We start from the raw sequence: 26,408 nt of genomic DNA, 5'->3' as shown, positions 1-26,408 counted from the left end.
AAAAGCAGCATTTTTTATTCTATTTATTATTTTGCACCTTCAAGTGCAGCCTTTACAGCTTCTATAATACCGTTACTAGTATTAGTAGCTCCTGATACTGTATCAACCTCCGTTGAATTTTTCTCTACTATACTTGCAGGTACTTGTTCTATTGCAGGCTCACAGATTCCTTCTGTCTCTTCATGAGATAATACCTCTACATTTGCAATCTTTCCATCCTTTACTTCTACTGAAACTGTGATATCTCCATTATTTCCCTGTCCAGTACCTTCATATGTACTATCATTATATACTGGAGCCTTTTCACCACAGCCAACTAGAGTAAGCATCATAGCTAAAACTAGAGCAACTGCCAATATTGACTTCTTCATCTTCTCTACCCCCTTTTTTGCATATTTAGCATATCTTAAGATATGCCAGACATATATCATTATATAACAAATTATGAAAAATTTCCATTTTCTTTTAAGTATAATAAGAAAAAGCCTCCAAGAGAAGCATTAGGAGTCGATTTCTTGGAACTCCTATCCACTATAAAAAATAGTCCATTGGTTTAAACTTACAACCCAATGGACTATTTTAATTAGTTTAATATTATCTCAATTGTATAGTATTTGCTATAAATGAAGAACCATCATAGCTACCAATTACATTTATCCTATCTCCTCTTCGTAAATCTGAAAAAGATATTGACCTTAGGTTTCTATCAGCAACTACTACATCTGATTTAACATAGACAGTTATTTCATCACCATATTTTGAACCATCTAAATCAAAATATTCAATTATTAATGTTATATCTCCAGTTCTGGAATTTATATAATCAATCTTACCTATTACAGTGGCCTCTAATCCTCTAGAATCTGCCTCTATTTCAGTAATCTCATCACCTTCAGTAACTACTTCAACATAGAATCCAGTCCTTAAGTCTAGAGAATTAGTAATCTTTTTATCTACTCTAATATATACATCTTTACCAAGAATATAAGTTTCTTCCTTCTTAGTATCTTGGTTTAAGATTACAAGTTCAGTATTTTGATGAAGTACAGTAGTCATCTTAACTATAAGACCCTTAATGTTTTTCTTAACTACTTTTGCCTCTATATCTGTAGCTACATCGTATTCAGCTATGATATGGGCTTCATCTTTTACCTTTAAATCCTCTGGTTTTGTCACTCTATTATTCCTAGTTATATAAGTTTTACTATTAATTAAAAATTTATATGTGTTATCTTTAGAATCAACTATAGTGATATTATATTCTTTATCTTTACTATCTTTAACAGGAGTTATTTCCTTTATGATACCTTCTACCTTCTTTTCTTTACTCTCAGCTTCAATATCATATATTACTCCATTTTTAACCTTTAACTCTACTAAATCTCCTTCTTTTAAATTCTTTAAATATGCAGACTTACCATCTAAATATATATCTGCATTTTTATCTACAGTAAGATCTTTAGATACAGTTTTCTTGTTCTCTGTATATTCAACAGTCATTTTAGATGTAGTAGAGTTTAAATATTTTATTTTACCTGATATTTCTTCTTCAAGGGATGTTGCTTTAACTGATATAAGTTCTTTAGTCCCCTTCTTAATACTCAACTCTACTTCTTGCCCCTCGGCCAATCCAAGATAAGTAGTTGCCTTTCCATCTACAGTTATAGATGTGTTATTCATTACTTGATAAGCAACTTCTCCACCATTAGTATCTTCTACCATTAGGAATTTATATACTCCTACATCTGAAATCTTTATCATTACAGTTCTTAATGTCTCAGTCTCATTCTTCGGCGTTTCGGGAGTTGTAGGAGTTGTTGGAGTTGTAGGATTGCCTTTCATATAATCATAAGCTGTGGACATCATCTTAGCCATTACAGCTCTTGTCAGTTGAGTATTAGGACCAAATGTACCATCTCCCTGTCCCTTAGGATCTAATACTCCAGCATCTATTAAAACAGATACATATTTAGTTTGAATAGCAGACATACTCATTACATCTTTATAAGTCAATGATACTATTTGTTTGTTTTTAGCAGTATCTTCTAAACCCATAGCTTTAACTAAATATTCACATGTATTTATTTTACTAATTGGCTTTTTGATTTGTCCATTCTTGGAGATAGTTCTCAGTTGTGATTCTGTAATTATATTTTTATATAAAGCAATAGCTAGTCCTTCCTTAGCCCAATCTTCTATCTTAAGTTCATTCAATAACGCATTATAAGCATAGGAAGCATTAGTTTTCTCTGTTGTTGTAGGATTAGTTAATCTTGCCATCAGCGACATAGCTGCATCAAAGTTTAATATACCTTTAGGTGCATCAGGCAAAAATTTTCCATCACCTGTTCCAGCTATATATCCTAAGCTTGCCATTTCTTCAATATAAGTATAAGCCCAATGACTAGCAGATACGTCTTTAAATCTAGGTGCTGCACCATAGCTTGGGATAGATGATACTAATATTGCTGAAGCTAAAATTGTAGTAACTCCCTTTTTCCAGCCTTTTCTAATTTTCACATATAGCCCCCCTTTAATCAATTCACAATTTACAATTCACAGTTCACAATTGTTTAAGTCTAGCTATTGGGTCTTTTGTCCGACCTGTGGTCGCTTTTTTAATTGTGCATTTAAGCAGGGTACCAAAATTGTGATTTTCAATTTTGTGTACATCGCTTAGCTACTGATATTTGCCCCGCAGGGTATAATTCGGTAGTCCTTTAGGGTTTGTTCACCTAGTGCATTGTGAATTGTGCATTTGTTTTCATTTTGAATTGTGCATTATTTTATCGCTGCTTTAATAAATTCTCTAAACAATGGATGAGCTTTCGTTGGTCTAGACTTAAATTCTGGATGATATTGAACTGCTACAAACCAAGGATGATCTTTTAATTCAATCATCTCAACTAATCTTTCATCAGGAGATACTCCAGCTATAACAAGTCCTTCTTCCTCTAGCTTATCCCTATATTCATTATTAAACTCATATCTATGCCTATGTCTTTCATATATAATTTCATCATTATATATTTCAAAAGCCTTAGTGTCCTCTTTAATCTTACATGGATATAAACCTAATCTCATGGTTCCGCCAAGAGTATCTATATCCTTTTGCTCTGGCATCAAATCTATTACTGGATAATCGGTGCTTGAATTAAGTTCAGAGCTGTGAGCTCCTTTGAGATTTGCTACATTTCTAGCAAATTCTATAACAGCTAACTGCATACCTAAACATATGCCTAAATAAGGAATCTTATTTTCTCTTGCATATTTAATAGCTGATATCTTACCTTCTACTCCCCTATCACCAAATCCACCTGGAACTAAAATTCCATCTACATCAGACAATAACTCATTACAATTATCATTGTTTATTTCCTCAGCATGTATCCACTTAATCTCAACTTCCACATTATTTGCTATGGCACCATGATTTAAGGACTCGGATACAGAAATATAAGCATCTTTTAATTCAACATATTTACCTACTAAAGCAATTTTCACCTTACCTTGTGGATTATTTACTCTATCAACGATTTCATTCCACTCAGATAAATCTAGTTCTCCGCATTTTAAATTAAGATGATCTATGACTAATTGCGGAAGACCTTCTCTCTCTAACATTAGAGGAATCTCATATATAGTAGAAGCATCGCTATTTTCGATGACTTCTGATGGAGCTAAGTCACAGAATAAAGCAATTTTCTCTCTCAAATCCCTAGCTAGAGGAACCTCTGTCCTACAAATAAGTACATCAGGCTGAATACCAAGGCCTCTAAGCTCCTTCACGCTATGTTGTGTAGGCTTAGTCTTTAACTCTCCTGCCTTAGATAAAAACGGTACTAGAGTTACATGGATATACATTACATTTTCTTTGCCTACATCATATTTTATTTGTCTAATAGCTTCCAAAAAAGGTAAGGATTCTATATCTCCTACAGTTCCACCTATCTCAGTAATTACAATATCTACATCTCTTTCCTTAGATGCTCTTATAATTCTTTCTTTGATTTCATTTGTAATATGAGGAATTACCTGAACAGTTCTACCGTTGTATTCCCCCTTTCTCTCTTTGTTAAGTACAGACCAATAGATCTTACCAGAAGTTACCGAACTATATTTACTCAAATTTACATCAATAAATCTCTCATAATGACCTAAATCTAAATCTGTTTCTGCACCATCGTCGGTAACAAACACTTCGCCATGTTGATAAGGGCTCATAGTCCCTGGATCAACATTTATATATGGATCAAATTTTTGAATAGTAACCTTAAGTCCTCTGCTCTTTAAAAGCTGCCCTAAACTAGCAGCTGTAATACCTTTACCTAAGGATGAAACTACTCCACCTGTAACGAATATATACTTAGTGGACACTTTAACAAAACCTCCTCAAAATAACTCTTTCAATTATATTCTATCCTATTAGTTTATCTTATATAAAAAAATATGTCAATTATTTAGATGGTTACAAAAAGGTGAATAAAACAGACAAAGGGATATTCTCAACATCAGTTTTGAGAATATCCCTAGCTTATATCATCTAATTAATTTTTAGATTTTAGATTAAGGTATGCAAATTACCTGACCTATTTGTAGGCTATTTGGATTCACAGTTGGATTAGCACGTTGAATAGCATCTACTGTAGTGTTAAATCTTTGTGCAAGAGTAAAGAAAGTATCTCCAGCTCTAACTGTATAGGCAAATGTTCCTGGAGGACAGGTTGTAGTCGGAGCACAATTTACACCAAGTGCAGTCCATGTCATTCTACCCACTATTCCATCAGGTACAAGATTTCTACTTCTTTGGAATGCTATAACGGCTGCCTGTGTTCCAGTGCCGAAAATACCATCTATAGCTCCTGGATTAAATCCTGCGTTCCTTAGAAGTTCTTGAAGTTGTGCTACAGAAGCTCCTCTACTGCCAATACTTAAAGTAGGACAGCTAGATATAGGTGGCGGTGGAGCAGCTGTTGGTACACAAATTACTTGACCAATAAACAATCTATTTGGATCCACCCCAGGGTTAGCTGCTATTAAAGCATTAAGAGATATTCCAAAGGTTCTAGCTATTTGGAAGAATGTATCTCCTGCTTTTATAATATATGGTGTTGATCCTATAGGGCATGTTATTTGATTAATCTCCATGGTTTAACCTCCCTTATTTGAATTATAACTCAATATATTATATTCAAATAAAAACGATAGGTTCCAAATGAGAAGGAAATGAGTCTAATAATAAGGAAAACTCCTTTTAAAATGTAAATCTATTTATCTAAAAACTCCTTTTTTATGATCTTATCATTTGAATCCATAAAACTAAGGTATTCTTCTTTTGTCATAGCGGGAACAAAATCTTTAAGGATATTCTTAGCTTCTTTTGCATTATCAAAGAGCAAATCTATTATGGTTAAAGCTAATGCCTTAGCTGGCTCCAGATAGAGGTACTCCTCATCAACTATACAATATTCTTTTGAATGAAGTTCTCCCCTTATGCCACCGAACATAGGATGTAAAGTCGGCATAATATGGGATACATCACCTAAATCAAAGGAGCCTGTAAAATCTCCTCCTTGTATTATATCATCTTGGGGAATTCCAAGACTTAACAGATTCTTAAATAATATCACTTCCATATTTTGATGTTTTAGCATTGGCAAATATCCTGGTAATTCCTTGATTTCAATATTTGCACCTACAGCCATGGCTCCAGCAATCAATGACCTATTAACCTTTTCATTGGCATCTATCATTGCTTGTACGGTTCTCGCTCTTGTATATGATTCCATTCGCACATCTGCTGGTACTACATTTACAATGTCTCCACCCTTTGTTATGATTGGATGAATCCTTACTTTATCACTATCTAGGAATGTCTCTTTTTGAGCATTAATATTATTCATGGCTAATAATGCTGCATTCAGTGCATTTACTCCTTTGTGCTGAGCATTACCTGCATGAGCCTCTCTACCAATAAACCTAACATCCTTTCCAATAAATCCGTTACTTACTGGACCAACCAATACCTTTTTATCTCCTGTATCTAGAACATGAAACATAATGGAAATATCAACATCATCAAAGGTGCCATTTCTTATTAATTCTTGTTTTCCCCCAAAATATTTGATAATTCCTTTTTCCTTAAGTTTATTTCTGTAATCCAGTTCTACAAATTCTTCTGCAGGTGTTGCAATAAAATCAATTTTGCCATCTAATTCCTTATATACATCTGACTTTATAAGTCCAATTGCCACAGCCAACATTCCTGCAATCTGTATGTTATGTCCGCAAGTGTGTGAAGCTCCTGAATCTAAAGCATCTTGATGACCATTACAAACTATACCATCTAGTTCACCTAAAACTGCAATCTTTGGGCCAGATTTATCTTCATTTATTTGAGCTTTGCAACCGGTATAGGCAATATTATCAACTACATTAAGATTTAATTCATTCTTGAAAAATTCTTTAACAAGTTTTGTAGTTTCAAATTCCTTATAGCCAAGTTCTGGATTTTGATAAATCTTTCTACCTATATCGAAAATCAAGTTTCGATTTTCCTCAATGGCAGAAATTACTTTAGATTTCATTTTTTCTTTTTCAATGCCCATTTTACTGTTCATCCTTTTTTATATATCTAATAATCGCCTCTGTTGTTTTAAATAGCTCATCAATCTCTAAATACTCATCAACAGTATGCACCTTATACATTCCAACTCCAATAATAATTGAATTAAATCCTTGTTTAGCAAATATATTGCTATCTGATCCTCCTCCAATCACCTTAAGTTCAGCAGGGACATTAATTTCTTCATATATTTTAGAGAATTCTTTGGCAAAACTCAAATCATCCTTTGGTTTCAATACCGGATAATCACATTTATAGTCAAATTTATATATTCCGCCTAATTTTTCGACTGCATCTTCACATATCTTTTTATAGGATTCAATAATTTCTAGAATTCTTTCTTCTGAATGACTTCTTACCTCCCCAGTAACTCTACACATATCCGGAACTACATTTGAAGGGAATTCAGAGCTTATTGTGGAAATATTTGATGTAGTCAAATCATCTATTCTGCCTATATCCATACGAGATAAAGCATAAGACGCAAGGCTAATAGCATTTATACCCTTTTCAGGCTCTATTCCGGCATGGGCTTTTCTACCTTGAAAATTAATTTCAATATCATACTTACTTGGAGCAGAATGTGCAATAATTCCAGCAGCTCCAGCATTATCTACAACTACCATATTTTTTGAAGGCATCATGTCTTTAGGAACTTTTTCCCAATTAAAATGTTTTGCACCAAGCATACCTACTTCTTCACAAGGTGTTAAAACAACATAAATGTCTTTGTGTGATATCTTCTCTTCTTTAATAGTCCTTAAAACTTCTATAATGCTCGCTATTCCGCCTTTATCATCTCCACCTAATGTAGTAGTTCCATTAGTTCTAATAATATTATCTTCTATTATTGGCTCTACATCTAAATTAGGTTCTATTACATCCATATGGGCAGCAAGTGTAATTCCATCACCTTCTATGTCACCAGAAAACTTAGCTATGATTGAAGGTGAGTCTCCACCATATTGTAAATATCCTTCATCCAAGTATATTGATGCCCCCATTCCCTCTAGCAGTTCAACAAGATAGCTTGCATACTTTCCTTCTTTTTTTGAAGGTGAATGAATCTTTAACATCTCAACTAGGTTGTTTAATAATCTTTCTTTATTCAAGACTATGACCTCCTAATATTTATTTATTAGTAACTTACTTAGATTTATTTATTATCTATTTGCTTACTTAATTGATTTTTAGCAAACGCAATTGTTGAAAATACTGCTACTAAAGTAACTATAAATGATGGCTGACCTGGAATAAAAGCTACAATTTTTGTCATTATGAAAGCAATTGTAAGAGCAAACGCACCAGTTTTTGGTGACTTTATTGCAAATTGAGCAAAAACTCCACCAAATAATGCAGGAATAATTAGCGATAACATTTTCATAAAGGATTCAGGCAATGCAGATAAAACAGTTTGCCCAGCAAATACAGCTAATAATAAAAATACAATTCCAACCCATATAGAAACTCCGATTCCTATAGTTCCCATAATTGCTCCTTCATCAGTACCAGATTTATAACCTGATCCTTCTAAAGCTGATACTGCTGCTGGTATTCTCATGTTTACCAAATTCCCTGATAGAAATCCCATATATAATCCAGCTCTACCTACAATGGGAAAATAACTAATAGGTTCACTAAAATAAAAAGCTCCCGAAACCGATATCTGAGAAATTGCTCCAGCTATAATTGCTCCAAGTCCAGGATTAAATCCAAATCCCCAAGTCATAACTGCTGGAGGAAGGAAACTTACAACAAGCCCAAGAAGCATAGTAAATCTACCAATCTTTGTAATATCTTTAATATATTCATCATAAATGTTCATCTATATAGTCCTCCTATACTCTAAAATGTTAAAGTTCCAATAATTGCTCCTCCAAACATTGCAATTGTTAGAGCCCATTCTTTTAACCAAGTGAATTTCTTTTCTCCTAACTTCAAACAAATAATCATAATAATTAGACCTGAAATTGCTGAAACCGTTATATCTGGATTTGTCTTAACTTTTAAATAATTACCCACATTAAAATAGGCAAAAGATCCAAGCATAGCACCTACACTCACTGCTGGCAATAATGCCTTTCTTCCGCTAGTTAACAGGTTATTTACCTTATCCATTCTATGTGCAAATAAATATACAAATATTATCCATCCAATTGATCCTAATGCCATTGTCCATAAAGCATTTGTAAATACAACAGGAGTCATATTAGTAGAAAGTTCTGATCCTAAGGCTTGAGCCCCAAAATTAGCTGCCATTGCCTCAAAGTTAGATCCACCAATTATACTTAATCTAAATGCAGATACAGGGGATCCCATAGTAACTAATAAGGCTAATAGACTTCCCACAACTCCTAGTGCTGGACCTACACTGCCAATAGCACTTGTTTTAATACCTTTTTTTATCCTAGAATGATCCATTCCCATATCTAAACCAGCTTTAATTGATTTTCTAGTTATTAATACAGATTGGATTAATATAATGGATATACCAATTATTGATACAATCCACATAATAGGGTGATTTGCATAAAATAAATGATTTGTTTGTCCCATCTTTTACCTCCACCTTTTCATTAATTGTAGAATTACTTAATTTAAATCATATCTTAATTTTTAGAAATACTCTTTGACACATTTAAATATTCCAAACTACTATAATTCAGTATCAATTTTATAAAATTTCTGTATTCATTGTTAGCAAAATTGGTTAATCAATTAAATCTTCATTTAATATATTATGTTTCTTATCACTTCCTTTTATAATATTTAACAACTCTTTAGTTTGGAAAATGAAAATGTTTTTTCATAGGAGTATTCTATAAAATATAAGCTACTAATGAAAAACCAAGTGATAATTATTTATCATTCGTGTCCTAAATAGGTCCTTAATTGTCTAAATTGTATTACATTTTTTTATAATTGTCAATAATCCTTTATATTTCTTACATTATAAAAACTCTAATCAATAAAATAATTAGAGTTTTAAATATATCCTATGGCTTTAGCTTGATTTTAATCTTACGACGGGGTCTACCAGCACCTAATGAATTCTCCAAGTTTGATTCCTCACCGTATCCCTTATCTATGATATTTTTTAGAATACGATTCGCACTACGTTCACTTATAGAAAGGATTTCAGAGAGTTCTTGACTTGTAAATTCATCTCTACCTAACTTATTTATTACACCATTAATTTTTTCAATATATTGGTAACTAATTCCAATTTCTTTAGATAATTGTAGAGTTTTTTTATCTGCTAAATTTTTGTATTTAATTTGACTTTCTCTAAGAATTGGACCTACTACGTTTTCTCCATCATAAAAATAAATATTACCTTGTTTTTCAGAAATACTCTTCCTTAAGGCATTTCTTGCATTTATTTCAGATTGATAAAGAGTTACACCTTCACCTATTCCTATGCCAAGTATAATATTATTTAACTTACAATTATTTACTATCTTAGATAAAGAATTTATATTCTCTCGGCTCAATAAGGCACCTTTATTCGATATAATAAGATATTCATTTGTATTAATAGTCTGCATCATTCCTTCAATCTCTTTAGAATACATTAGAATTTCTTCTTCTAATTGAAACTGTCCCTCTATACTATTATAAAGTTCACCATTCTTCTCAACTACTTGAATAACCTGTATTTGAGTTACACGTTCATTCATATTTTTTAATCTGATACTATTCTTTAATTCAGTAAATCGATTTTTAATATCAATATTCGTTGCTTGTATTCTATAAACAGGAATATCATGATTTTTTAAATAATTATATATATATCCAAAAGATGTAAAGATACAATCAATTTGTTTCTCCTCATACTTTTCTAGATAATATTTTATATAGTCCTCTTCATTCTTAGAAGGTAAATATTTTTGAATATCATAACTTTTGACTTCTATATTAAACTCATTAAATACATCAAGTAAATCTTTTTCCTCAATTATATCTAAAGCAATTCTTGCATTTTTAATATCTTTCCAATCCATACGAAATTCGCACATAGCTTTAATAATACCTATTATACCTCTTTCTGTATATACGACTGGCTGTTCAAATCTTATTTGTGAAGAAAGCTCCGAATAAACACCTATTCCAGTCAAAAATATACCATCTATTCCAGTATCAATATTTCTTGCTATTTCTATAAGTTTTTTTATTTCATCTTCGGCATATTTAATAAATTCTATATTCTTTTCCTCTTGAGATAGAACTTTATATATTTTCTCTACTGAATCCGAAGCTCCCATTATAGCAATTCTCATCCTTCTGTATCCTCCCAAATGAATTTATCTAGTATATAAAAAGGAAATTAAAATCTATCAATTAGATGTTTTCTAAAGCTTATTCTAACATAGATATTATAAAAGTACCATTAAGAGATATTTTATAGAACATATCCTAAATTTTAATAATATAAGGTCATGGGTTCCAAAACTTTACATACCAATATATATAAACCTAATCCAACTGCAATGGAAAGTCCTACGGTAATTACATTGTATAAAAAAACATTATCTAGAGATGTTGCAAAGGCTCCATAGGTAAGGAGTATACCAGTTGTCATAATAACTGCTGCAACTGAAAACTTTACTAATATTCCTCTAATATCTTTTCTTTCTGTAAATTGTAGCCTTCGATTTAAATCATATATTCCTATTATCGAGGATAATATAACAGAAGCACTAGTTCCTAATGCTATACCACTTGCTCCCATAATTGGAGCTAAAGTTAAATCTATAATTATATTCACCACAAGAGCCAAAATACTAATAACAACTGGAGTCTTCATATCGTGTATTGAATAATATGCTCTAGTAATTAAAGGTATAAGTGCCATACTTGTAAGCCCCATAGCATAATATCCTAATGCAGCAGCCGTAAAAAATGATGCCTCCGCATTAAAAGCCCCTCTTTCAAAAACTATCTTGACTATTGGCTCTGCCATTGTCATTAATATAATAGATACTGGGATTGCTATCTTTAATAAAACAACTATTCCATGGTTTATTCCTGCCTTCAGATTTTCTATGTCTTTTTTACTATGGCTCTCGGATAAAACTGGGAATATAACTGTAACTATTGCTGTTATAAATAAACCTAAAAATAAATTGACTATCTCATTGGCATAGCTTAATTCTGCAATACTACCAATTGGAAGTGTAGAAGCTATTGCATTATCTATTGAATTATTCAACTCGTTAACTCCTACCCCTATTAATATAGGCAATAAAAATTTAACCACCTTTAATAAATATTTATCCTTTAGATCCAGTTTCCATGCATATTTATAACCATGCTTTTCCATTGTCCTTAGGAGAATATATATCTGAGAGATAACTGCTATAATTCCAGCTATCATAAGTCCTGTTAAATTAAATTTCTCTGCAAAGAATATTAAATAAATAATATACACTAATACATTGGAAACTCCTCCCTTTGCACCTGCCCTAAAAGCATGATCTGCCTGTAAAAATCCTCCTCCTATTGACCTTATCCATGACACCATTATAATAGGTAAACCCACTCTATATAAAAAAATGGTTTTTTCTAGTTCTACTCCTTTAAATCCTGGACCAAATATCATGATTATCTTTGGCGCTAATAAATATCCCATGATAATAAGGATAAACGAAAGTATTACTGTAACATTTACTAAATTATTAGTATATTCTATTCTTCTTTTCTCTCCGTGTTTTTCTTGTATTTCTTGTAGTACAGGTATAATAGCTACAATTAATCCATCCCCTACTATCTTTGTAATTAACATAATAGTACTTAAAGCCAATAAATATGAATCCATTTTATAGTTTACTCCAATTTTTGATGCAGTAAGAATATCTTTAATGAATAACAATATCTTAGTTACTATTCCAAAATAGATAATATATAATGTACTGCTTTTCATAGTGCCTATGTTTTTCATATCTTTCACCCTTGCTGTTATATATTAAATTTTTTTTCTTGCTAATTATAGCATATTTACCCCTTATTAGGTAAAACTAATTAGAACTGATTTTAATATTTTTGTTATAAGGGTGTAATAATTATGAATAGTTTTGAAAAATACCATCTGTCTTCTTCTATGGATGAAAATATAAATACAATAAAAGAAATATTTAAAGACGATGATACCCTCAGACTAAGAAAATTTGAAAATAGGAATGACCATAGTGTGGAATGCTGTATTCTTTTCATTGATGGTATGGTAGATGACAATATTATAAATGAAAGTATAATTAAACCTATTACTAATAGCATTATTGAATCCTCTAAACTAGATTTAGTGGATTATTTACAAAGCCAAGTTATAATTTCACCTCAATGTGAAAAAACCACTAGTGTCTTAAATCTTATTAACGCAATTATAGATGGAGATACTATATTATTTTTACAAAACTTCTCAGAAGGAATTATTATTGGAAGCAAAGGATGGAGAACTCGTGCTATCCAAGAACCTACTGTAGAAAAGGTACTCCGTGGTCCAAGGGAAGGTTTTACTGAGTCTCTGATTATAAATCTGTCTTTAATTAGAAGGAAAGCTAGAACAAATAATTTAAAATTTAAATTTATGACCCTTGGAGAAATAACATATACAAAGCTTTGTATATGTTATATTGAGGGTCTGGCCAGCGAAGAAATTTTATCTACCTTATATTCTCAGCTCAATAATATTAGTATAGACGGTGTTTTAGATGTAAAGTATATTCAAGAATATATTGATAAGCAACCATTTTCTTTATTTGAAACTACCTCTACAACTGAAAAGCCTGATGTAGCTATGGCAAAATTATTAGAGGGAAGAATACTGCTTTTCGTGGATGGTTCCCCCGTAGTTATGACTCTGCCTTTTCTTTTTATTGAGGTTTTTCAATCTGGTGATGATTATTATTTAAGCTATTACTTTTCCTCTATAAATAGAATTATTCGTTTATTAGGTTTTATTTTAACCATAAGTATACCTGCTATATATCTAGCCTTAGTTACTTATCATCAAGAAATGATCCCTACACCTCTAATTATGAGTATATATGCTTCTAGGTTAGGAGTACCTTTGCCTACTGTTTTTGAACTTATTGGGTTATTAATCGTATTCGAAATACTTCGTGAAGCAGGAACTCGTATGCCTGCTTATATTGGCGAGGCTTTAAGTATTGTAGGTGCTTTAGTTCTTGGTTCAGCAGCTGTAGATGCAAGATTTGTAAGTGCTCCTATTGTAATTGTAGTTGGACTATCAGGTATTACTAGTCTTATAACTCCTGCCCTTGGAGCAGCTTCACTCTTTATTAAAATAGCCCTAATCTTACTTTCAGCAGTACTTGGATTATATGGTTACATAGTAGGAATGGCATTTGTCCTCATTCATTTACTAAAACTTAAATCTTTTGGTATACCATTTATGACGAATTTGACTACTTTCAATATGCAAGCTCTGAAGGACACAGGTGTTAGAGCACCTAGATGGTATATGATATTTAGGCCTGAACATATTGCAGATAAAGACCCTATCCGAAGCAATGGAGGTAAAAAAAATGAATAAAGTTTTTCTGTTTACGTTATTTATACTTTTAATTGCAGTTTTAACTACAGGATGCTGGAACTACAGGGAAATCGAAAAATTGGCTCTTATATCAGGTATGGCCATTGATAAAGTCAGTTCAGGTAAAGGATACGAAATGACAGCAGAAGTAATAGATATATCTGCATCTATTAGAGAGCCAAAATTTGACTCTATAAGAATGCAATCATATGGAGAAAGTGTTTTTGAATGTGTAAGAAATATGATTAACATCTCTGCTAAGCCTCCATATTGGAGCCATGCCACTACTGTGATAATTAGTGAAGATGTAGCTAAAGATGGTATTATTCCTATTTTAGACTGGATAGTAAGAGATGCTGAGCCTAGACTTACTTTATATCTCCTAATTTCAAAAACTCCCACTGCGAAGGAGATACTAAGTTTACAAAGTTTATCTACCAAAATACGATCCTTTGAAATAGAAAACATGATTACTTCAAACAACAGATTATCTCAAGTTCCTAATGTTCTTGCTTCTGAGCTAACAAATGCTATCTCTAATAAAGGAATTAGCGCAGTAATTCCTACTGTGGATATGGTATTTAATGAAGGAAAACAAACCATGGCCTTATCTGGAGGAGCTATTTTAAATAAAGATAAATTGGCTGGATTTATGGATTTAGAAGATGTTAAATATTATCTATTTGTAAGAGACAAAATTGAAGGTGGTCTTCTTACTATTGACATAACCGATAATACTACATTAGACAATGTAACTTTAGAAATCTTCAAAAATAAGACCAAAATTACTCCTGTTATTTCTAATGATAAACTTTCTATGCATATAAAAATTAAAACAGAAGTAGCTATTGGAGAATCAGATACTCCTATAAATATTTTGAAGGAATCTAATATTCAACATATTAAATATACTGCTGAAGAATTTCTAAAAAATAATATTTCAAAACTAATAAATAATATGCAAAAAGATTTTGGATTAGATATATTTGGTTTTGGAAGTATAGTAAAGAAAAAAAATCCCAAACTTTGGAAGGAAATTGATGATAATTGGGGTGAAATCTTTAAAGATTTAGATGTAAAAATAGATGTAGACGTTCATATTAGAAGCAGTGGACATTTATCCGATATTATCAGGATGCACTAGCTTAAATTAATTCAAAGGTCGGTGAGGTTAATGAAAACAGAGAATATTTCAAACTCTCAGTTTATATCATCAATAGTTATGTTTGTTCTTGGAACTTCCCTGCTTATTAGCGGAAGCTCTGAAGCCATGGAAGATACTTGGATCTCTCTTTTAATGGCTATGTTCATGGCCATTCCCTTATCATTTATCTATGGAAAGTTAGCTCTAATTTTTCCAGGCACTGGGTTATTAGATATATTGCCAAAGGTCTATGGAAATTTTTTTGGAAAGTTTTTTATTTTCGTCTATACATTTTACTTTTTTCATCTTGGAGCTATTGACATAAGAAATGCAACTGAATATATTCAAGTAGTTTCTTTACCAGAAACCCCTCAATATATTCCAGCTATTTTTATAGGGCTTCTATCCTTATATGCTATTAATGCGGGATTTTCTGTACTAGCCACATGGACAAAATTAGTTCTGCCACTTATTGTAATAATGATTTCTGCCACTTTTATACTAGCTATTCCTCAATTTAATTATTCATATATTCAGCCAATACTATATAATGGCTGGAAGCCTGTAATAAGCAATGGATATTCCCTACTTACTTTTCCTTTTGCTGAAACTGTTGTGTTTATGGTTTTTTTGGGGACTTTAAATAATAATAAAGATACTACTAAGATTTATATCAGTGGTATCCTCATAGGTGGTTTTCTACTTCTGATCGCTACTTTTAGAAATATTCTATTACTTGGATTTCCTAACCTATATAATATTTATTTTCCTTCCCATTATGCTACTTCACTGATACACATTAATGGTTTTGTTCAAAGAATAGAAATTATTATTTCAATAAATTTATTGTTATGTAGCTTTATCAAAATAGCAGTTTGCCTATATGCTTCTTGTCTTGGAATAATTAAACTTTTTAATTTAAAAAATATTAGAAATACCTCTATTATCCTCTGTATTTTAATGATTATTTTTTCTAGGCTTATTTATAGTGATACTATGGAAATGTTTAAATTCATCAATGTATACAAATATTATGTTATACCTTTCCAATTTGTAATTCCTATATTGACGCTGATTGTAGGTTCAATGAGAAAAGGTCATTATTAATGTCTTTTTGGAAAACTATCTATTTTATTCCTCATATTGCTCTTCCCTTTATATCTTTTTCATTGCTGGACAACCATCAAATAATGATGTAATCATACTATGATAGGTTTTGACCTATCACCTTCATACTTTAGTCTCTCACCTCTTTATACCATGTATTTCCATTGATGGTTTACATAATATGTGCTAAAATTTAAAATAAAAGTTCACTACTTTACATGACTAAATAGGGAGGCAATTGAATGAACAAGAAATTTTTAATTTTAGTATCTTTACTTCTTGTAACAGTAATGGTATTTACTGCTTGTTCTAAATCAGCAGATACACCTAAAGATACTGGAAATAAACCAACGAAAAAGATTTTAAGAACAAATAATTCTAGTGAACCTGGTACATTAGACCCAGCACTAGCACAAGGTACACATGAATCTTGGGTTCTGGACCATATATTTGAGGGTCTATTTAAGCATTCTCCAGATGGTACCATGGTACCTGGCATGGCTAAAGAGTATACTTTAGCAGATGATGAAGTTACCTATACTTTTACACTCCGTGATGGTATTAAATGGTCTAATGGAGATCCTGTAACTGCTCACGACTTTGAATATTCTTGGAAACGAGCATTAGATCCAAATTTGGCAGCAGAATATGCTTATCAATTCTACTATTTAAAAGGTGGTGAAGCATATAATACAGGTGCCGGTTCAGTTGACGAAGTAGGGGTAAAGGCTCTTGATGATAAAACTTTTGAAGTAACACTAGAAGCACCTACTGCTTATTTCTTAGAGTTAACTTCTTTCTACACCTATTTCCCAGTTAACCAAAAAGTAGCAGAAGCTAATCCTAATTGGGCGAAAAGTCCTTCAACTTATGTATCTAATGGACCTTTCAAATTAACTGAATGGGTGCACAATGCAAAGATTGTTATAATGAAAAATGAAAATTATTATGATGCTGCAAATGTTAAATTAGACGGTATCGATTTTGCTATATTAGATGATGAAAATACAGCATGGCAAAAATATGAAGGTGGAGAATTTGATTTTCTAACTCCCCTACCTCAAGCAGTTGTGGCACAAATGAAAGCTCAAAATAATCCTGAGCTTGTAATAGGTGGAGACGTTGCAACTTATTATTATAATTTCAATACTAAGATTAAACCTTTTGATAATGTTAAAATTAGAAAAGCTCTAGCAATGGCTATAGACAGACAAACAATAGTTGATAAAATAGCTCAAGGCGGACAAGTCCCTGCTGAAGGTGTAGTACCTTTCGGTATGCTTGATGAAAATAACAAAGAATATAGAGATACAGCTGGTAAGCTAGTTGAGTTTAATCTAACAGAAGCTAAAAAATTATTCCAAGAAGGATTAACTGAATCTGGATATAAAGCAGAAGATTTCAGCCAATTTGCTATTCTTTACAATACTTCTGAAGGTCACAAAAAAATTGCTCAAGCAATTCAAGAAATGTGGAGAGCTAATCTAGGTATTGAAGTTCAACTTGAAAATGTAGATTTCCAAGTTAAACTTGATAGAGAAAAAGCTGGAGATTTCCAAATCTCCCGTGCAGGTTGGACTGGAGACTATGTTGACCCTATGACTTTCGTAGATCTTTGGGTAAGTAGTTCTAGCTTCAACGATGCTAAATTTAACAATGCTGAATATGATGCATTAGTAGCTAAAGCAAAATCAACTACTGATCAAGAAGTTCGTATGGAAGCTATGCGTCAAGCAGAGAAGATATTAATGGATAATATGCCAGTATTGCCAATCTATCACTATACTCAGCCATATGCTCAAAAATCATATGTGACTGATGTATTTAAACCACTTAATAGATATCCATATTTCATTTATGCAGATATGAATAAATAGATTATAAATTACGGGCGAGCAGGGCTCGCCCATACTTTATATTAGCATATATAATTTATGGAAATGAACTTTACTCGTTTATATATTCAAACAGAAAGAGGGATAAAATGGCAAAATATCTTTTAAAAAGACTTTTTATGTCACTTATCACACTTTGGGCAATTATTACTATTACCTTTTTATTGATGCACTCTGTGCCAGGTAATCCCTTTATGAAGGAAGGTAAAATGCCCAAGGTAGTTTATGAAAACTTGCAGCAAAAGTATGGTCTTGATAAGCCCAAAACAGAACAATATTTTATATATCTAGGAAAAGTTGTAAGAGGAGATTTTGGAGATTCAATGAAATCAAGGGTTGAAACTGTTAATGATATGATTAATAGAGGATTCCCAGTTTCTGCTCGTATTGGAGCGCAAGCCCTACTTATTGCATTGATATTTGGACCAGCATTAGGAGCTCTTGCAGCTCTAAATCAAAATAAATGGCCTGATTACTTTTCTATGGTCATAGCCATCTTAGGTATTTCCGTACCAAGTTTTATAATGGGTACTGTCTTTATACAGTTTATAGCTAAAAATGTTAGTTGGCTACCGATTGGAGGATGGGGTACATTTAGTCATACCATACTTCCATCTATAGCATTATCCCTTATGCCTTTAGCTTATATTGCGAGACTTATGCGTTCTAGTATGTTAGAAGTTCTAGGACAAGACTATATTAAAACAGCTAAGTCAAAGGGAATATCTAAGGCTGTCGTAGTTTTAAAACATGCCTTTAGAAATGCAATACTACCTATTATTTCTGTACTTGGTACTTTGGTTTCCAACCTTTTGGTAGGTAGCTTTGTAATTGAAAAGATATTTGGTATTCCTGGTCTTGGAATGTTCTTTGTTAACTCTATTAGTAACAGGGACTATACATTAATCATGGGTACAACTATTTTTTATTCAATCATTTTAATCATTATGCTTTTAATTGTAGATATAGCTTATATGTTTGTTGATCCACGTATCAAGCTTACTAAGGAGGGACGATAATGGAAAATCTAACAAAAGATTTATTTGAGCCTGCATCTCGTGAAGATAGAAATGTAGATAAAATCCGTCGTCCTAGCATTAAGTATTGGCCTGATGTATGGCGTAGATTAAAGCAAAACAAACTTGCCATGACTGGTCTAATTCTAATAATATCAATGGTCATAATGGCTATTGTGGGTACTAAGATCAACGGATTTAAATATTATGAACAAGATTATTCACTAATTAACATGAAGCCTGACAGTGTTCACTGGTTCGGTACTGATGAGCTTGGTCGAGATTTATTTACAAGAGTTTGGTACGGAGCAAGATATTCCTTATTTATAGGTATTGCTGCTGCTTTTATAGATTTTGTCCTTGGAGTATTATATGGAGGAATTTCAGGAATGGCTTCTCGTCGCGTAGATGCTGTTATGATGCGTATTGCAGAAATCATCTATAGTATACCATATCTATTGGTAGTAATCCTATTATCTGTTGTATTTTCTAAGGCTGGATCGGGTAGTAGTATATTTGTAATGATTTTAGCTATGACCCTAACTAGTTGGGTGCCTATGGCAATATTAGTTAGAGGACAGGTACTGCAGCTAAAAGAATCTGAATATGCTTTAGCTGCTGAATCCTTAGGTGCTGCTAAATCTTGGATATTAAAGAAACATATTATACCAAATACCTTAGGACCTATTTTAGTAAACATTACTTTGGCTATTCCTCAAGCAATATTTGCTGAGGCAACCCTTAGTTTCTTGGGTCTAGGTCTTCAACCACCTAAATCAAGTCTAGGATCTTTAGCTAATGATGGTTTAGCAGGTCTTGCAGTAGGAAATGCTTATCAAATTTTAATACCTGCTATATTTATTTCTCTTATTATGTTTGCCTTTAATGTACTCGGCGATGGACTTCGTGATGCATTAGATCCAAGGCTTCGTAAATAGAAAGAGGTGAAAAAATGGATAAAATTCTAGACGTTAGAAATTTACAAATATCTTTTAAAACTTTTTTTGGAGAGGTTGAAGCCGTTCGTGATATTAGCTTCCATGTAGGCAAGAAAGAAACAGTGGCTATAGTTGGAGAATCTGGATGTGGTAAATCTGTTACTGCTAACTCCATAATGCAGCTACTTCCTATGCCTCCTGCTTTTTTCAAAGGTGGAGAAATAATATTTAAAGGTGAAAATCTTTTAGATAAAACCGAAAAGGAAATGCAACGCATTCGTGGAAATGAAATATCTATGGTATTCCAGGATCCTATGACATCTCTAAACCCTACTATGAAGATAGGGGATCAAATAGTGGAAGGGCTAGTGAAACATAGAGGTTTGACTAAAGCAGAAGCAAAAAAAATAGCTATTGAGATGTTAAACCTAGTTGCAGTACCTCAACCAGAGAAAAGAATTAATCAATATCCTCACGAATTTTCTGGTGGTATGAGGCAAAGGGTAATGATAGCTTTGGCTATGGCATGCAATCCACAGCTTCTTATAGCCGATGAGCCTACTACTGCCCTCGATGTTACTGTGCAAGCACAAATATTAGATTTAATGAAAAAAATACAAGATCAGTTTGATATGTCAATTATATTAATTACTCATGACCTTGGCGTTGTGGCAGATATGAGTGATAGGGTTGTTGTAATGTATGCAGGGCAAATCTTAGAACAAGGAACTCGTGACGAAATATTTAAAGACCCTAAACATCCTTATACTAGAAAGTTACTCGCTTCAGTTCCTCGTTTAGATATGAAGAAAGATGAACCTCTTCATTCTATTGATGGTACACCACCAGATTTATATATACCACCAAAGGGATGTGCTTTCTATGACCGTTGTAATATTGCTATGAAAATATGTAAAGATCATATGCCCGATAATACATCACATAGTGATACTCATTGTAGTCGTTGTTGGTTAAATCATCCTATGGCAGCAAGAAAAGACGAAAGGAGGGAAAAGTAATGGCAAAGCCCCTAATATCTGTGAGAAATATAAAAAAACATTTTAATGTGGGATCAGGAATGCTAAAGGCTGTAGATGGCATTAGCTTTGATATATATCCAGGAGAAACCTTTGGTCTTGTTGGAGAATCTGGTTGTGGTAAATCTACTGCTGGTAGAACTATAATAAGATTATATGAGCCAACGGAAGGTGAGCTTATATTTAACGGACAAAATGTTTATGATCTTTCAAGAAAAGAAATGCAAGAAGTTAGAAAAAACTTTCAAATGATATTCCAAGACCCCTATGCTTCCTTAAATCCAAGAATGACTGTAGAAGATATTATTGGAGAACCACTAGATATACACAATTCTTATAAAAATAATGATGAACGTAAAGATAGAATAGTGGAATTGTTGAGATTAGTAGGATTAAATGATGAGCATGCTATGCGTTTCCCTCACGAATTCTCTGGTGGACAAAGACAAAGAATAGGTATCGCAAGGGCATTAGCTTTAAATCCAAAATTCATTGTATGTGATGAACCTATCTCAGCCCTAGACGTATCTATTCAGGCTCAAGTAGTTAATCTACTAAAGGATTTACAAAATAAATTAGGTCTCACCTATTTATTTATAGCCCATGACTTATCTATGGTAAGGTATATATCCGACAGAGTTGGTGTAATGTATTTAGGCCATATGATGGAATTAGCTGATTCCGAAGAATTATATGAAAATCCTATCCATCCATATACTAAGGCTCTTCTTTCGGCAATACCAATACCAGACCCGGATATTCAAAAAAATAAAAAAAGGATTATGCTGGAAGGTGATGTCCCAAGCCCAATCAATCCAAAGCCTGGATGTAGATTTGTGGATAGATGTCCCTATGCTACAGAAAAATGTAGAAAAGAAACACCTGAATTCGAAGAAGTAAAACCAGGACATTTTGTAGCATGCCATAATTATAATTCACAATTCACAGTGCACAATTCACAATTAAAAAGATAAAAACAATTAATAATTAAAACCGAGATTCTTCACTGCGTTTAAAGCGACAGATATTGTCAACCTGATTGCAGCTAAGGGTCTCGGTTTTTTAATTGTGAATTGTGAATTGTGCATTGTCCATTGTCCATAGTTCTATTCTCTGTCTAAAATAAATATATTAATTCTAGGATGATGTAATCATATATTTTGTTATCCTATTACTCTGCTGAAATAATTATGTTGAATTTGCTGCAAGAAAGTGGTAAAATCATCTAAACAGTTTTAATTTTCATAATATTTTAAAAAGGGGGATTCAAATGAACAGAAAGTTTTTATTGTTGGTAAGCATATTACTTATCACAGCTATTATATTTACTGGCTGTGTGCCAAAAGGTGGAGATGAATCGAAGGATACTGGAAGCGCTCCAGCCACAACAGACACTTCCACGCCAGCACCTACGCCTTCTGAGCCAAAAATTTTGAAGACTAATAATTCTAGTGAGCCAGGTTCCTTAGATCCGGCTTTAGCACAAGGAACCCATGAATCTTGGGTACTTGACCATACCTTTGAAGGTCTTATGAAGGTTGACCCTGATCTTCAAGTTATTCCAGGTATGGCAAAGGACTATAAGGTAACAGATGATAATTTGACTTATACTTTCACATTACGTGATGATATTAAATGGTCAAATGGAGATCCTGTTATTGCAGAAGATTTTGAATTTGCATGGAAAAGAGCATTAAATCCAGACCTTGCTGCAGATTATGCTTATCAACTTTATTATATTAAGGGTGGGGAAGCTTATAACAGTGTTGTAAAACCTGGAACATATCCCGATCCTAATGACGAAACAAAGACGATCACACATCCAATTGATCCAAAAGAATTAGAAGGTCTAGATACAACAGGCAAGGATGAAGAAGCCATAAATGATATGGTATATGAAAAACGTCTTGCAGCTGCTTTAGAAAATGTAGCAGTTAAAGCATTAGATGAAAAGACTCTAGAAGTAACTCTCGAAGCACCTACTCCATATTTCTTAGAATTAACTGCATTCTATGCACTATATCCAGTTAATAAAAAAGTTGTTGAGGCAAATCCTGATTGGGCAAAAAATGCAGATACTCATGTATCCAATGGACCATTTACTTTAATTGAATGGGAACATAATGCAAGTATTAAGATTAGAAAAAATGCAAATTATTATGATGCAGCTAGTGTTAAACTTGATGGCGTAGATTTTGATATTATTGATGATGAAAACACTGCATGGCAAAAATATGAAGGCGGAGATTATGACTTCTTATCTCCACTACCACAAGCTGTAGTTGCACAAATGAAGGCTAACAATAATCCAGAATTAATAATTGGTGCAGAAGTCGGTACCTATTACTACAACCTTAACTCAAAGGTTAAACCATTTAATAATGTTAAGGTTAGAAAAGGATTATCTATGACCCTTGATCGTCAAACTATAGTTGATAAAATAGCTCAAGGGGGACAAATTGCAGCTGAAGGTGTAGTACCATTTGGTATGAAAGATGAAAATGGTAAGGAATACCGTGATAATGTTGGTCAACTTGTTACTTACAATGTTGAAGAAGGAAAGAAATTATTCTTAGAAGGTCTAGCTGAGGAAGGTATGAAGGTTGAAGACTTTAAAAATATGGTTATTCTTTATAATAGTTCTGAAGCTCATAAGAAAATAGCTCAAGCGGCACAAGAAATGTGGAGAGTTAATTTAGGCATTGAACTCCAACTTGAAAACGTAGATTTCCAAGTTAAACTTGATAGAGAAAAAGCTGGAGACTATCAGATCTCACGTGCTGGCTGGATTGGAGACTATATGGACCCTATCACTTTCATAGAACTATGGGAAAGTAGTTCAAGTTTCAATGATGCAAAATATAATAATCCTGAATATGATAAATTAGTAAAAATAGCTAAGACTAGTGGCGATAAAGCAGAACGTTTTGAAGCTATGAGAAAAGCTGAAAAAATAGTTATGGAAGATATGCCTGTAGTACCTGTTTACTTCTATACTCAACCATATGCACAAAAACCATATGTAACAGGTGTATATAAACCACTAGTTAACTATCCAAAACTAACTTATGCTGATATAAATAAATAATTATTTAGCTAATATTTAAAGATTTCAAAGCGACAAATTCGCTTAAATTAAAGAAGATCGGTGGGCTACACAGCCCTCTCGATTTTCTTTCTATTAACAGCAAAGGAGGGGGAATATGAAAAAGTATCTTTTAAAACGATTTATTATGTCAGTTATTACCTTATGGGCTATTATAACCATTACTTTTTTTCTAATGCACTCTATTCCTGGAAACCCCTTTAGAAAAGAGGGTAAAATGCCAGCAGCAGTTTATGAAAATCTTATGAAAAAATATGGTTTAGATAAGCCACTGTCAGAACAATATATTATATATTTGAAAAATCTTCTAAAAGGAGATTTTGGCGATTCAATGAAATCAAAGGTAGAGACTGTAAACGACATGATCCGACGAGGATTCCCTGTTTCAGCCTATTTAGGTTTAGAAGCTCTGCTTATTGCATTAGTATTTGGTCCAGCCTTAGGCGCTTTGGCAGCCTTATATCAGAATAAAATTCCAGATTATATCTCTATGATAATCGCTATTATAGGTATTTCTGTACCAAGCTTTATCATGGGTACTATACTTATCCAGTTTGTTGCAAAAAATGTAGCTTGGCTTCCTATTGGAGGCTGGGGAGAGTTTAAGCATACTTTGCTTCCTGCATTTGCATTATCTCTAATGCCCCTTGCTTATATAGCAAGACTTATGCGTTCCAGTATGCTAGAGATTTTAGGACAAGACTATATCAGAACTGCTAAGTCTAAAGGAATTTCCAAAGCTGCAGTAATCTTAAAACATGCTGTTAGGAATGCAATACTTCCTATTATATCAGTTCTTGGAACTCTAATATCTAACCTTTTAGTAGGTAGCTTTGTTATTGAAAAGATATTTGGTATTCCAGGTCTTGGAAAATTCTTTGTTCAATCTATTAATAACAGAGATTATACCCTTATAATGGGAACCACTATTTTCTATGCTATTATACTAATAGTTTTACTTCTATTTGTTGACATTGCATATATCTTTATTGATCCACGTATCAAGCTTACACAGGAGGGACGCTAATGGAAACTCAAACTAATTTAACTAAAAATTTAACTCCAGATATGTTTGAACCTGCATCCCATGAGGATAGGAATGCAGAAAAAATCAGGCGTCCCAGTATAAAATATTGGCCTGATGTATGGCGTAGATTAAAGCAAAATAAATTGGCAATGACAGGCCTTATAATAATAGTACTTATGATTTTAATGTCTATCGTAGGACCATTCATAAACGGTTTTAGTTATTTTGAACAGAACTACAACAAGATTAATTTACATCCTAATAGCACCCACTGGTTTGGTACAGACGAACTAGGAAGAGACCTATTTACAAGAACTTGGTATGGAACTAGGTATTCTCTAATAATTGGAATATTAGCTGCAGTCATAGACTTTACTGTCGGTGTATTATATGGAGGAATCTCTGGTATAGCTACAAGACGTGTAGATGCCATTATGATGCGTATTGCAGAAATTGTTTATAGCATACCTTATTTACTTATTGTAATCCTTTTATCAGTAGTCTTCGCCAATGAAGGTTCTGGTACATCTTTATTTGTACTAATATTGGCCATGACCCTTACAGACTGGGTACCAATGGCAATTTTAGTCAGGGGTCAGGTGCTTCAATTGAAAGAATCTGAATATTCATTAGCTGCTGAATCCTTAGGAGCATCAAAGGGATGGATACTCCAAAAACATATAATTCCAAATACCTTAGGCCCTATTTTAGTAAATGTAACCCTTACTATTCCTAGAGCAATATTTGCAGAGGCAACTCTTAGCTTTTTGGGTCTAGGTCTGCAAGCACCAAAATCAAGTCTAGGATCCTTAGCTAGTGATGGATTGGCAGGACTTGCGGTTGGAAATGCTTATCAAATAATTATACCAGCAATATTCATTTCTCTTATTATGTTTGCTTTTAACGTACTAGGAGATGGCCTTCGTGACTCATTAGACCCAAGACTACGTAAATAAAG

The 26,408-nt window shown here is 32.8% G+C and carries 21 protein-coding genes; 11 read left to right on the top strand and 10 right to left on the bottom strand.

The features are described 5' to 3' along the window. Positions 1–26: 26 nt before the first annotated feature. The 10 genes from KQI38_RS10125 to murJ form a co-directional block, all read right to left on the bottom strand. On the bottom strand, positions 27–371 hold the full coding sequence (locus tag KQI38_RS10125; protein ID WP_094899587.1) for an FMN-binding protein: 345 nt from the start codon (positions 369–371) through the stop codon (positions 27–29). A gap of 223 nt (positions 372–594) precedes the next feature. Further along, the gene (locus KQI38_RS10120; protein WP_216558981.1) at positions 595–2,520 is read right to left on the bottom strand and encodes an S-layer homology domain-containing protein; all 1,926 of its coding nucleotides are present in this window, start codon (positions 2,518–2,520) and stop codon (positions 595–597) included. Between the two features lie 261 nt (positions 2,521–2,781). Next, positions 2,782–4,377, bottom strand: a complete 1,596-nt coding sequence (locus KQI38_RS10115) for a CTP synthase (protein WP_216558978.1) — start codon at positions 4,375–4,377, stop codon at positions 2,782–2,784. A 189-nt stretch (positions 4,378–4,566) separates the two neighbouring features. Next, positions 4,567–5,148: a LysM peptidoglycan-binding domain-containing protein gene (locus KQI38_RS10110; protein ID WP_094899585.1), complete on the bottom strand. Its 582-nt coding sequence runs from the start codon at positions 5,146–5,148 to the stop codon at positions 4,567–4,569. Positions 5,149–5,267: 119 nt separating this feature from the next. Beyond that, complete coding sequence (locus tag KQI38_RS10105; protein ID WP_216558975.1) at positions 5,268–6,620, bottom strand: amidohydrolase; 1,353 nt, start codon at positions 6,618–6,620, stop codon at positions 5,268–5,270. Next, the gene (locus tag KQI38_RS10100) at positions 6,610–7,737 is read right to left on the bottom strand and encodes a M20/M25/M40 family metallo-hydrolase (protein ID WP_094899584.1); all 1,128 of its coding nucleotides are present in this window, start codon (positions 7,735–7,737) and stop codon (positions 6,610–6,612) included. The genes KQI38_RS10105 and KQI38_RS10100 overlap by 11 nt, the downstream gene beginning before the upstream one ends. A gap of 44 nt (positions 7,738–7,781) precedes the next feature. Beyond that, positions 7,782–8,450: a hypothetical protein gene (locus tag KQI38_RS10095; RefSeq protein WP_216558972.1), complete on the bottom strand. Its 669-nt coding sequence runs from the start codon at positions 8,448–8,450 to the stop codon at positions 7,782–7,784. 20 nt (positions 8,451–8,470) lie between these two features. Next, positions 8,471–9,181, bottom strand: a complete 711-nt coding sequence (locus tag KQI38_RS10090; RefSeq protein ID WP_094899582.1) for a DUF5058 family protein — start codon at positions 9,179–9,181, stop codon at positions 8,471–8,473. A gap of 440 nt (positions 9,182–9,621) precedes the next feature. Continuing rightward, positions 9,622–10,905 carry a hypothetical protein gene (locus KQI38_RS10085; protein ID WP_094899581.1) on the bottom strand — a complete coding sequence of 428 codons (1,284 nt, stop codon included), beginning with the start codon at positions 10,903–10,905 and terminating at the stop codon, positions 9,622–9,624. A 143-nt stretch (positions 10,906–11,048) separates the two neighbouring features. Continuing rightward, the gene (gene murJ / locus KQI38_RS10080) at positions 11,049–12,566 is read right to left on the bottom strand and encodes a murein biosynthesis integral membrane protein MurJ (RefSeq protein WP_216558969.1); all 1,518 of its coding nucleotides are present in this window, start codon (positions 12,564–12,566) and stop codon (positions 11,049–11,051) included. A gap of 123 nt (positions 12,567–12,689) precedes the next feature. Here murJ and KQI38_RS10075 point away from each other — a divergent pair, with 123 nt between their 5' ends. From KQI38_RS10075 to KQI38_RS10025, 11 genes are all read left to right on the top strand, one after another. Then, positions 12,690–14,180: a spore germination protein gene (locus tag KQI38_RS10075; protein ID WP_094899579.1), complete on the top strand. Its 1,491-nt coding sequence runs from the start codon at positions 12,690–12,692 to the stop codon at positions 14,178–14,180. Continuing rightward, on the top strand, positions 14,173–15,324 hold the full coding sequence (locus KQI38_RS10070) for a Ger(x)C family spore germination protein (RefSeq protein WP_216558965.1): 1,152 nt from the start codon (positions 14,173–14,175) through the stop codon (positions 15,322–15,324). The genes KQI38_RS10075 and KQI38_RS10070 overlap by 8 nt, the downstream gene beginning before the upstream one ends. A gap of 30 nt (positions 15,325–15,354) precedes the next feature. Continuing rightward, positions 15,355–16,431: a GerAB/ArcD/ProY family transporter gene (locus KQI38_RS10065; RefSeq protein ID WP_094899577.1), complete on the top strand. Its 1,077-nt coding sequence runs from the start codon at positions 15,355–15,357 to the stop codon at positions 16,429–16,431. 242 nt (positions 16,432–16,673) lie between these two features. After that, positions 16,674–18,308 carry a peptide ABC transporter substrate-binding protein gene (locus KQI38_RS10060; protein WP_094899576.1) on the top strand — a complete coding sequence of 545 codons (1,635 nt, stop codon included), beginning with the start codon at positions 16,674–16,676 and terminating at the stop codon, positions 18,306–18,308. 107 nt (positions 18,309–18,415) lie between these two features. Further along, positions 18,416–19,345, top strand: coding sequence for an ABC transporter permease (locus KQI38_RS10055; RefSeq protein WP_216558963.1), 930 nt, complete (start codon positions 18,416–18,418; stop codon positions 19,343–19,345). Continuing rightward, complete coding sequence (locus KQI38_RS10050; protein WP_216558960.1) at positions 19,345–20,280, top strand: ABC transporter permease; 936 nt, start codon at positions 19,345–19,347, stop codon at positions 20,278–20,280. Before KQI38_RS10055 ends, KQI38_RS10050 begins: the two co-directional genes overlap by 1 nt. Positions 20,281–20,294: 14 nt before the next feature. Then, positions 20,295–21,299, top strand: a complete 1,005-nt coding sequence (locus KQI38_RS10045; protein WP_216558956.1) for an ABC transporter ATP-binding protein — start codon at positions 20,295–20,297, stop codon at positions 21,297–21,299. Next, positions 21,299–22,291 carry an ABC transporter ATP-binding protein gene (locus tag KQI38_RS10040; RefSeq protein ID WP_216558953.1) on the top strand — a complete coding sequence of 331 codons (993 nt, stop codon included), beginning with the start codon at positions 21,299–21,301 and terminating at the stop codon, positions 22,289–22,291. The genes KQI38_RS10045 and KQI38_RS10040 overlap by 1 nt, the downstream gene beginning before the upstream one ends. Before the next feature lie 296 nt (positions 22,292–22,587). Then, positions 22,588–24,405 (top strand): peptide ABC transporter substrate-binding protein, encoded by a 1,818-nt coding sequence (locus tag KQI38_RS10035; RefSeq protein ID WP_216558950.1) that lies wholly within the window; start codon positions 22,588–22,590, stop codon positions 24,403–24,405. A gap of 115 nt (positions 24,406–24,520) precedes the next feature. Beyond that, positions 24,521–25,450: an ABC transporter permease gene (locus KQI38_RS10030; protein WP_094899571.1), complete on the top strand. Its 930-nt coding sequence runs from the start codon at positions 24,521–24,523 to the stop codon at positions 25,448–25,450. Beyond that, positions 25,450–26,406, top strand: a complete 957-nt coding sequence (locus KQI38_RS10025; protein ID WP_094899570.1) for an ABC transporter permease — start codon at positions 25,450–25,452, stop codon at positions 26,404–26,406. The genes KQI38_RS10030 and KQI38_RS10025 overlap by 1 nt, the downstream gene beginning before the upstream one ends. The last annotated feature ends 2 nt before the right edge of the window (positions 26,407–26,408 follow it).

Origin of the sequence: Tissierella carlieri, from assembly GCF_018917285.1 — a bacterium.
GTDB classification, from domain to species: Bacteria; Bacillota; Clostridia; order Tissierellales; family Tissierellaceae; genus Tissierella; species Tissierella carlieri.
Note: the sequence above shows the minus strand (reverse complement) of the source record. Positions and strands in the feature narration are given on the sequence as shown.

Coding starts and splice junctions, on each gene's coding strand:
- KQI38_RS10125 (WP_094899587.1), bottom strand. CDS start 371: ATGAAGAAGTCAATATTGGCAGTTGCTCTAGTTTTAGCTATGATGCTT.
- KQI38_RS10110 (WP_094899585.1), bottom strand. CDS start 5,148: ATGGAGATTAATCAAATAACATGCCCTATAGGATCAACACCATATATT.
- KQI38_RS10105 (WP_216558975.1), bottom strand. CDS start 6,620: ATGAACAGTAAAATGGGCATTGAAAAAGAAAAAATGAAATCTAAAGTA.
- KQI38_RS10095 (WP_216558972.1), bottom strand. CDS start 8,450: ATGAACATTTATGATGAATATATTAAAGATATTACAAAGATTGGTAGA.
- KQI38_RS10090 (WP_094899582.1), bottom strand. CDS start 9,181: ATGGGACAAACAAATCATTTATTTTATGCAAATCACCCTATTATGTGG.
- KQI38_RS10085 (WP_094899581.1), bottom strand. CDS start 10,905: ATGAGAATTGCTATAATGGGAGCTTCGGATTCAGTAGAGAAAATATAT.
- murJ (WP_216558969.1), bottom strand. CDS start 12,566: ATGAAAAACATAGGCACTATGAAAAGCAGTACATTATATATTATCTAT.
- KQI38_RS10075 (WP_094899579.1), top strand. CDS start 12,690: ATGAATAGTTTTGAAAAATACCATCTGTCTTCTTCTATGGATGAAAAT.
- KQI38_RS10070 (WP_216558965.1), top strand. CDS start 14,173: ATGAATAAAGTTTTTCTGTTTACGTTATTTATACTTTTAATTGCAGTT.
- KQI38_RS10065 (WP_094899577.1), top strand. CDS start 15,355: ATGAAAACAGAGAATATTTCAAACTCTCAGTTTATATCATCAATAGTT.
- KQI38_RS10060 (WP_094899576.1), top strand. CDS start 16,674: ATGAACAAGAAATTTTTAATTTTAGTATCTTTACTTCTTGTAACAGTA.
- KQI38_RS10055 (WP_216558963.1), top strand. CDS start 18,416: ATGGCAAAATATCTTTTAAAAAGACTTTTTATGTCACTTATCACACTT.
- KQI38_RS10050 (WP_216558960.1), top strand. CDS start 19,345: ATGGAAAATCTAACAAAAGATTTATTTGAGCCTGCATCTCGTGAAGAT.
- KQI38_RS10045 (WP_216558956.1), top strand. CDS start 20,295: ATGGATAAAATTCTAGACGTTAGAAATTTACAAATATCTTTTAAAACT.
- KQI38_RS10040 (WP_216558953.1), top strand. CDS start 21,299: ATGGCAAAGCCCCTAATATCTGTGAGAAATATAAAAAAACATTTTAAT.
- KQI38_RS10035 (WP_216558950.1), top strand. CDS start 22,588: ATGAACAGAAAGTTTTTATTGTTGGTAAGCATATTACTTATCACAGCT.
- KQI38_RS10030 (WP_094899571.1), top strand. CDS start 24,521: ATGAAAAAGTATCTTTTAAAACGATTTATTATGTCAGTTATTACCTTA.
- KQI38_RS10025 (WP_094899570.1), top strand. CDS start 25,450: ATGGAAACTCAAACTAATTTAACTAAAAATTTAACTCCAGATATGTTT.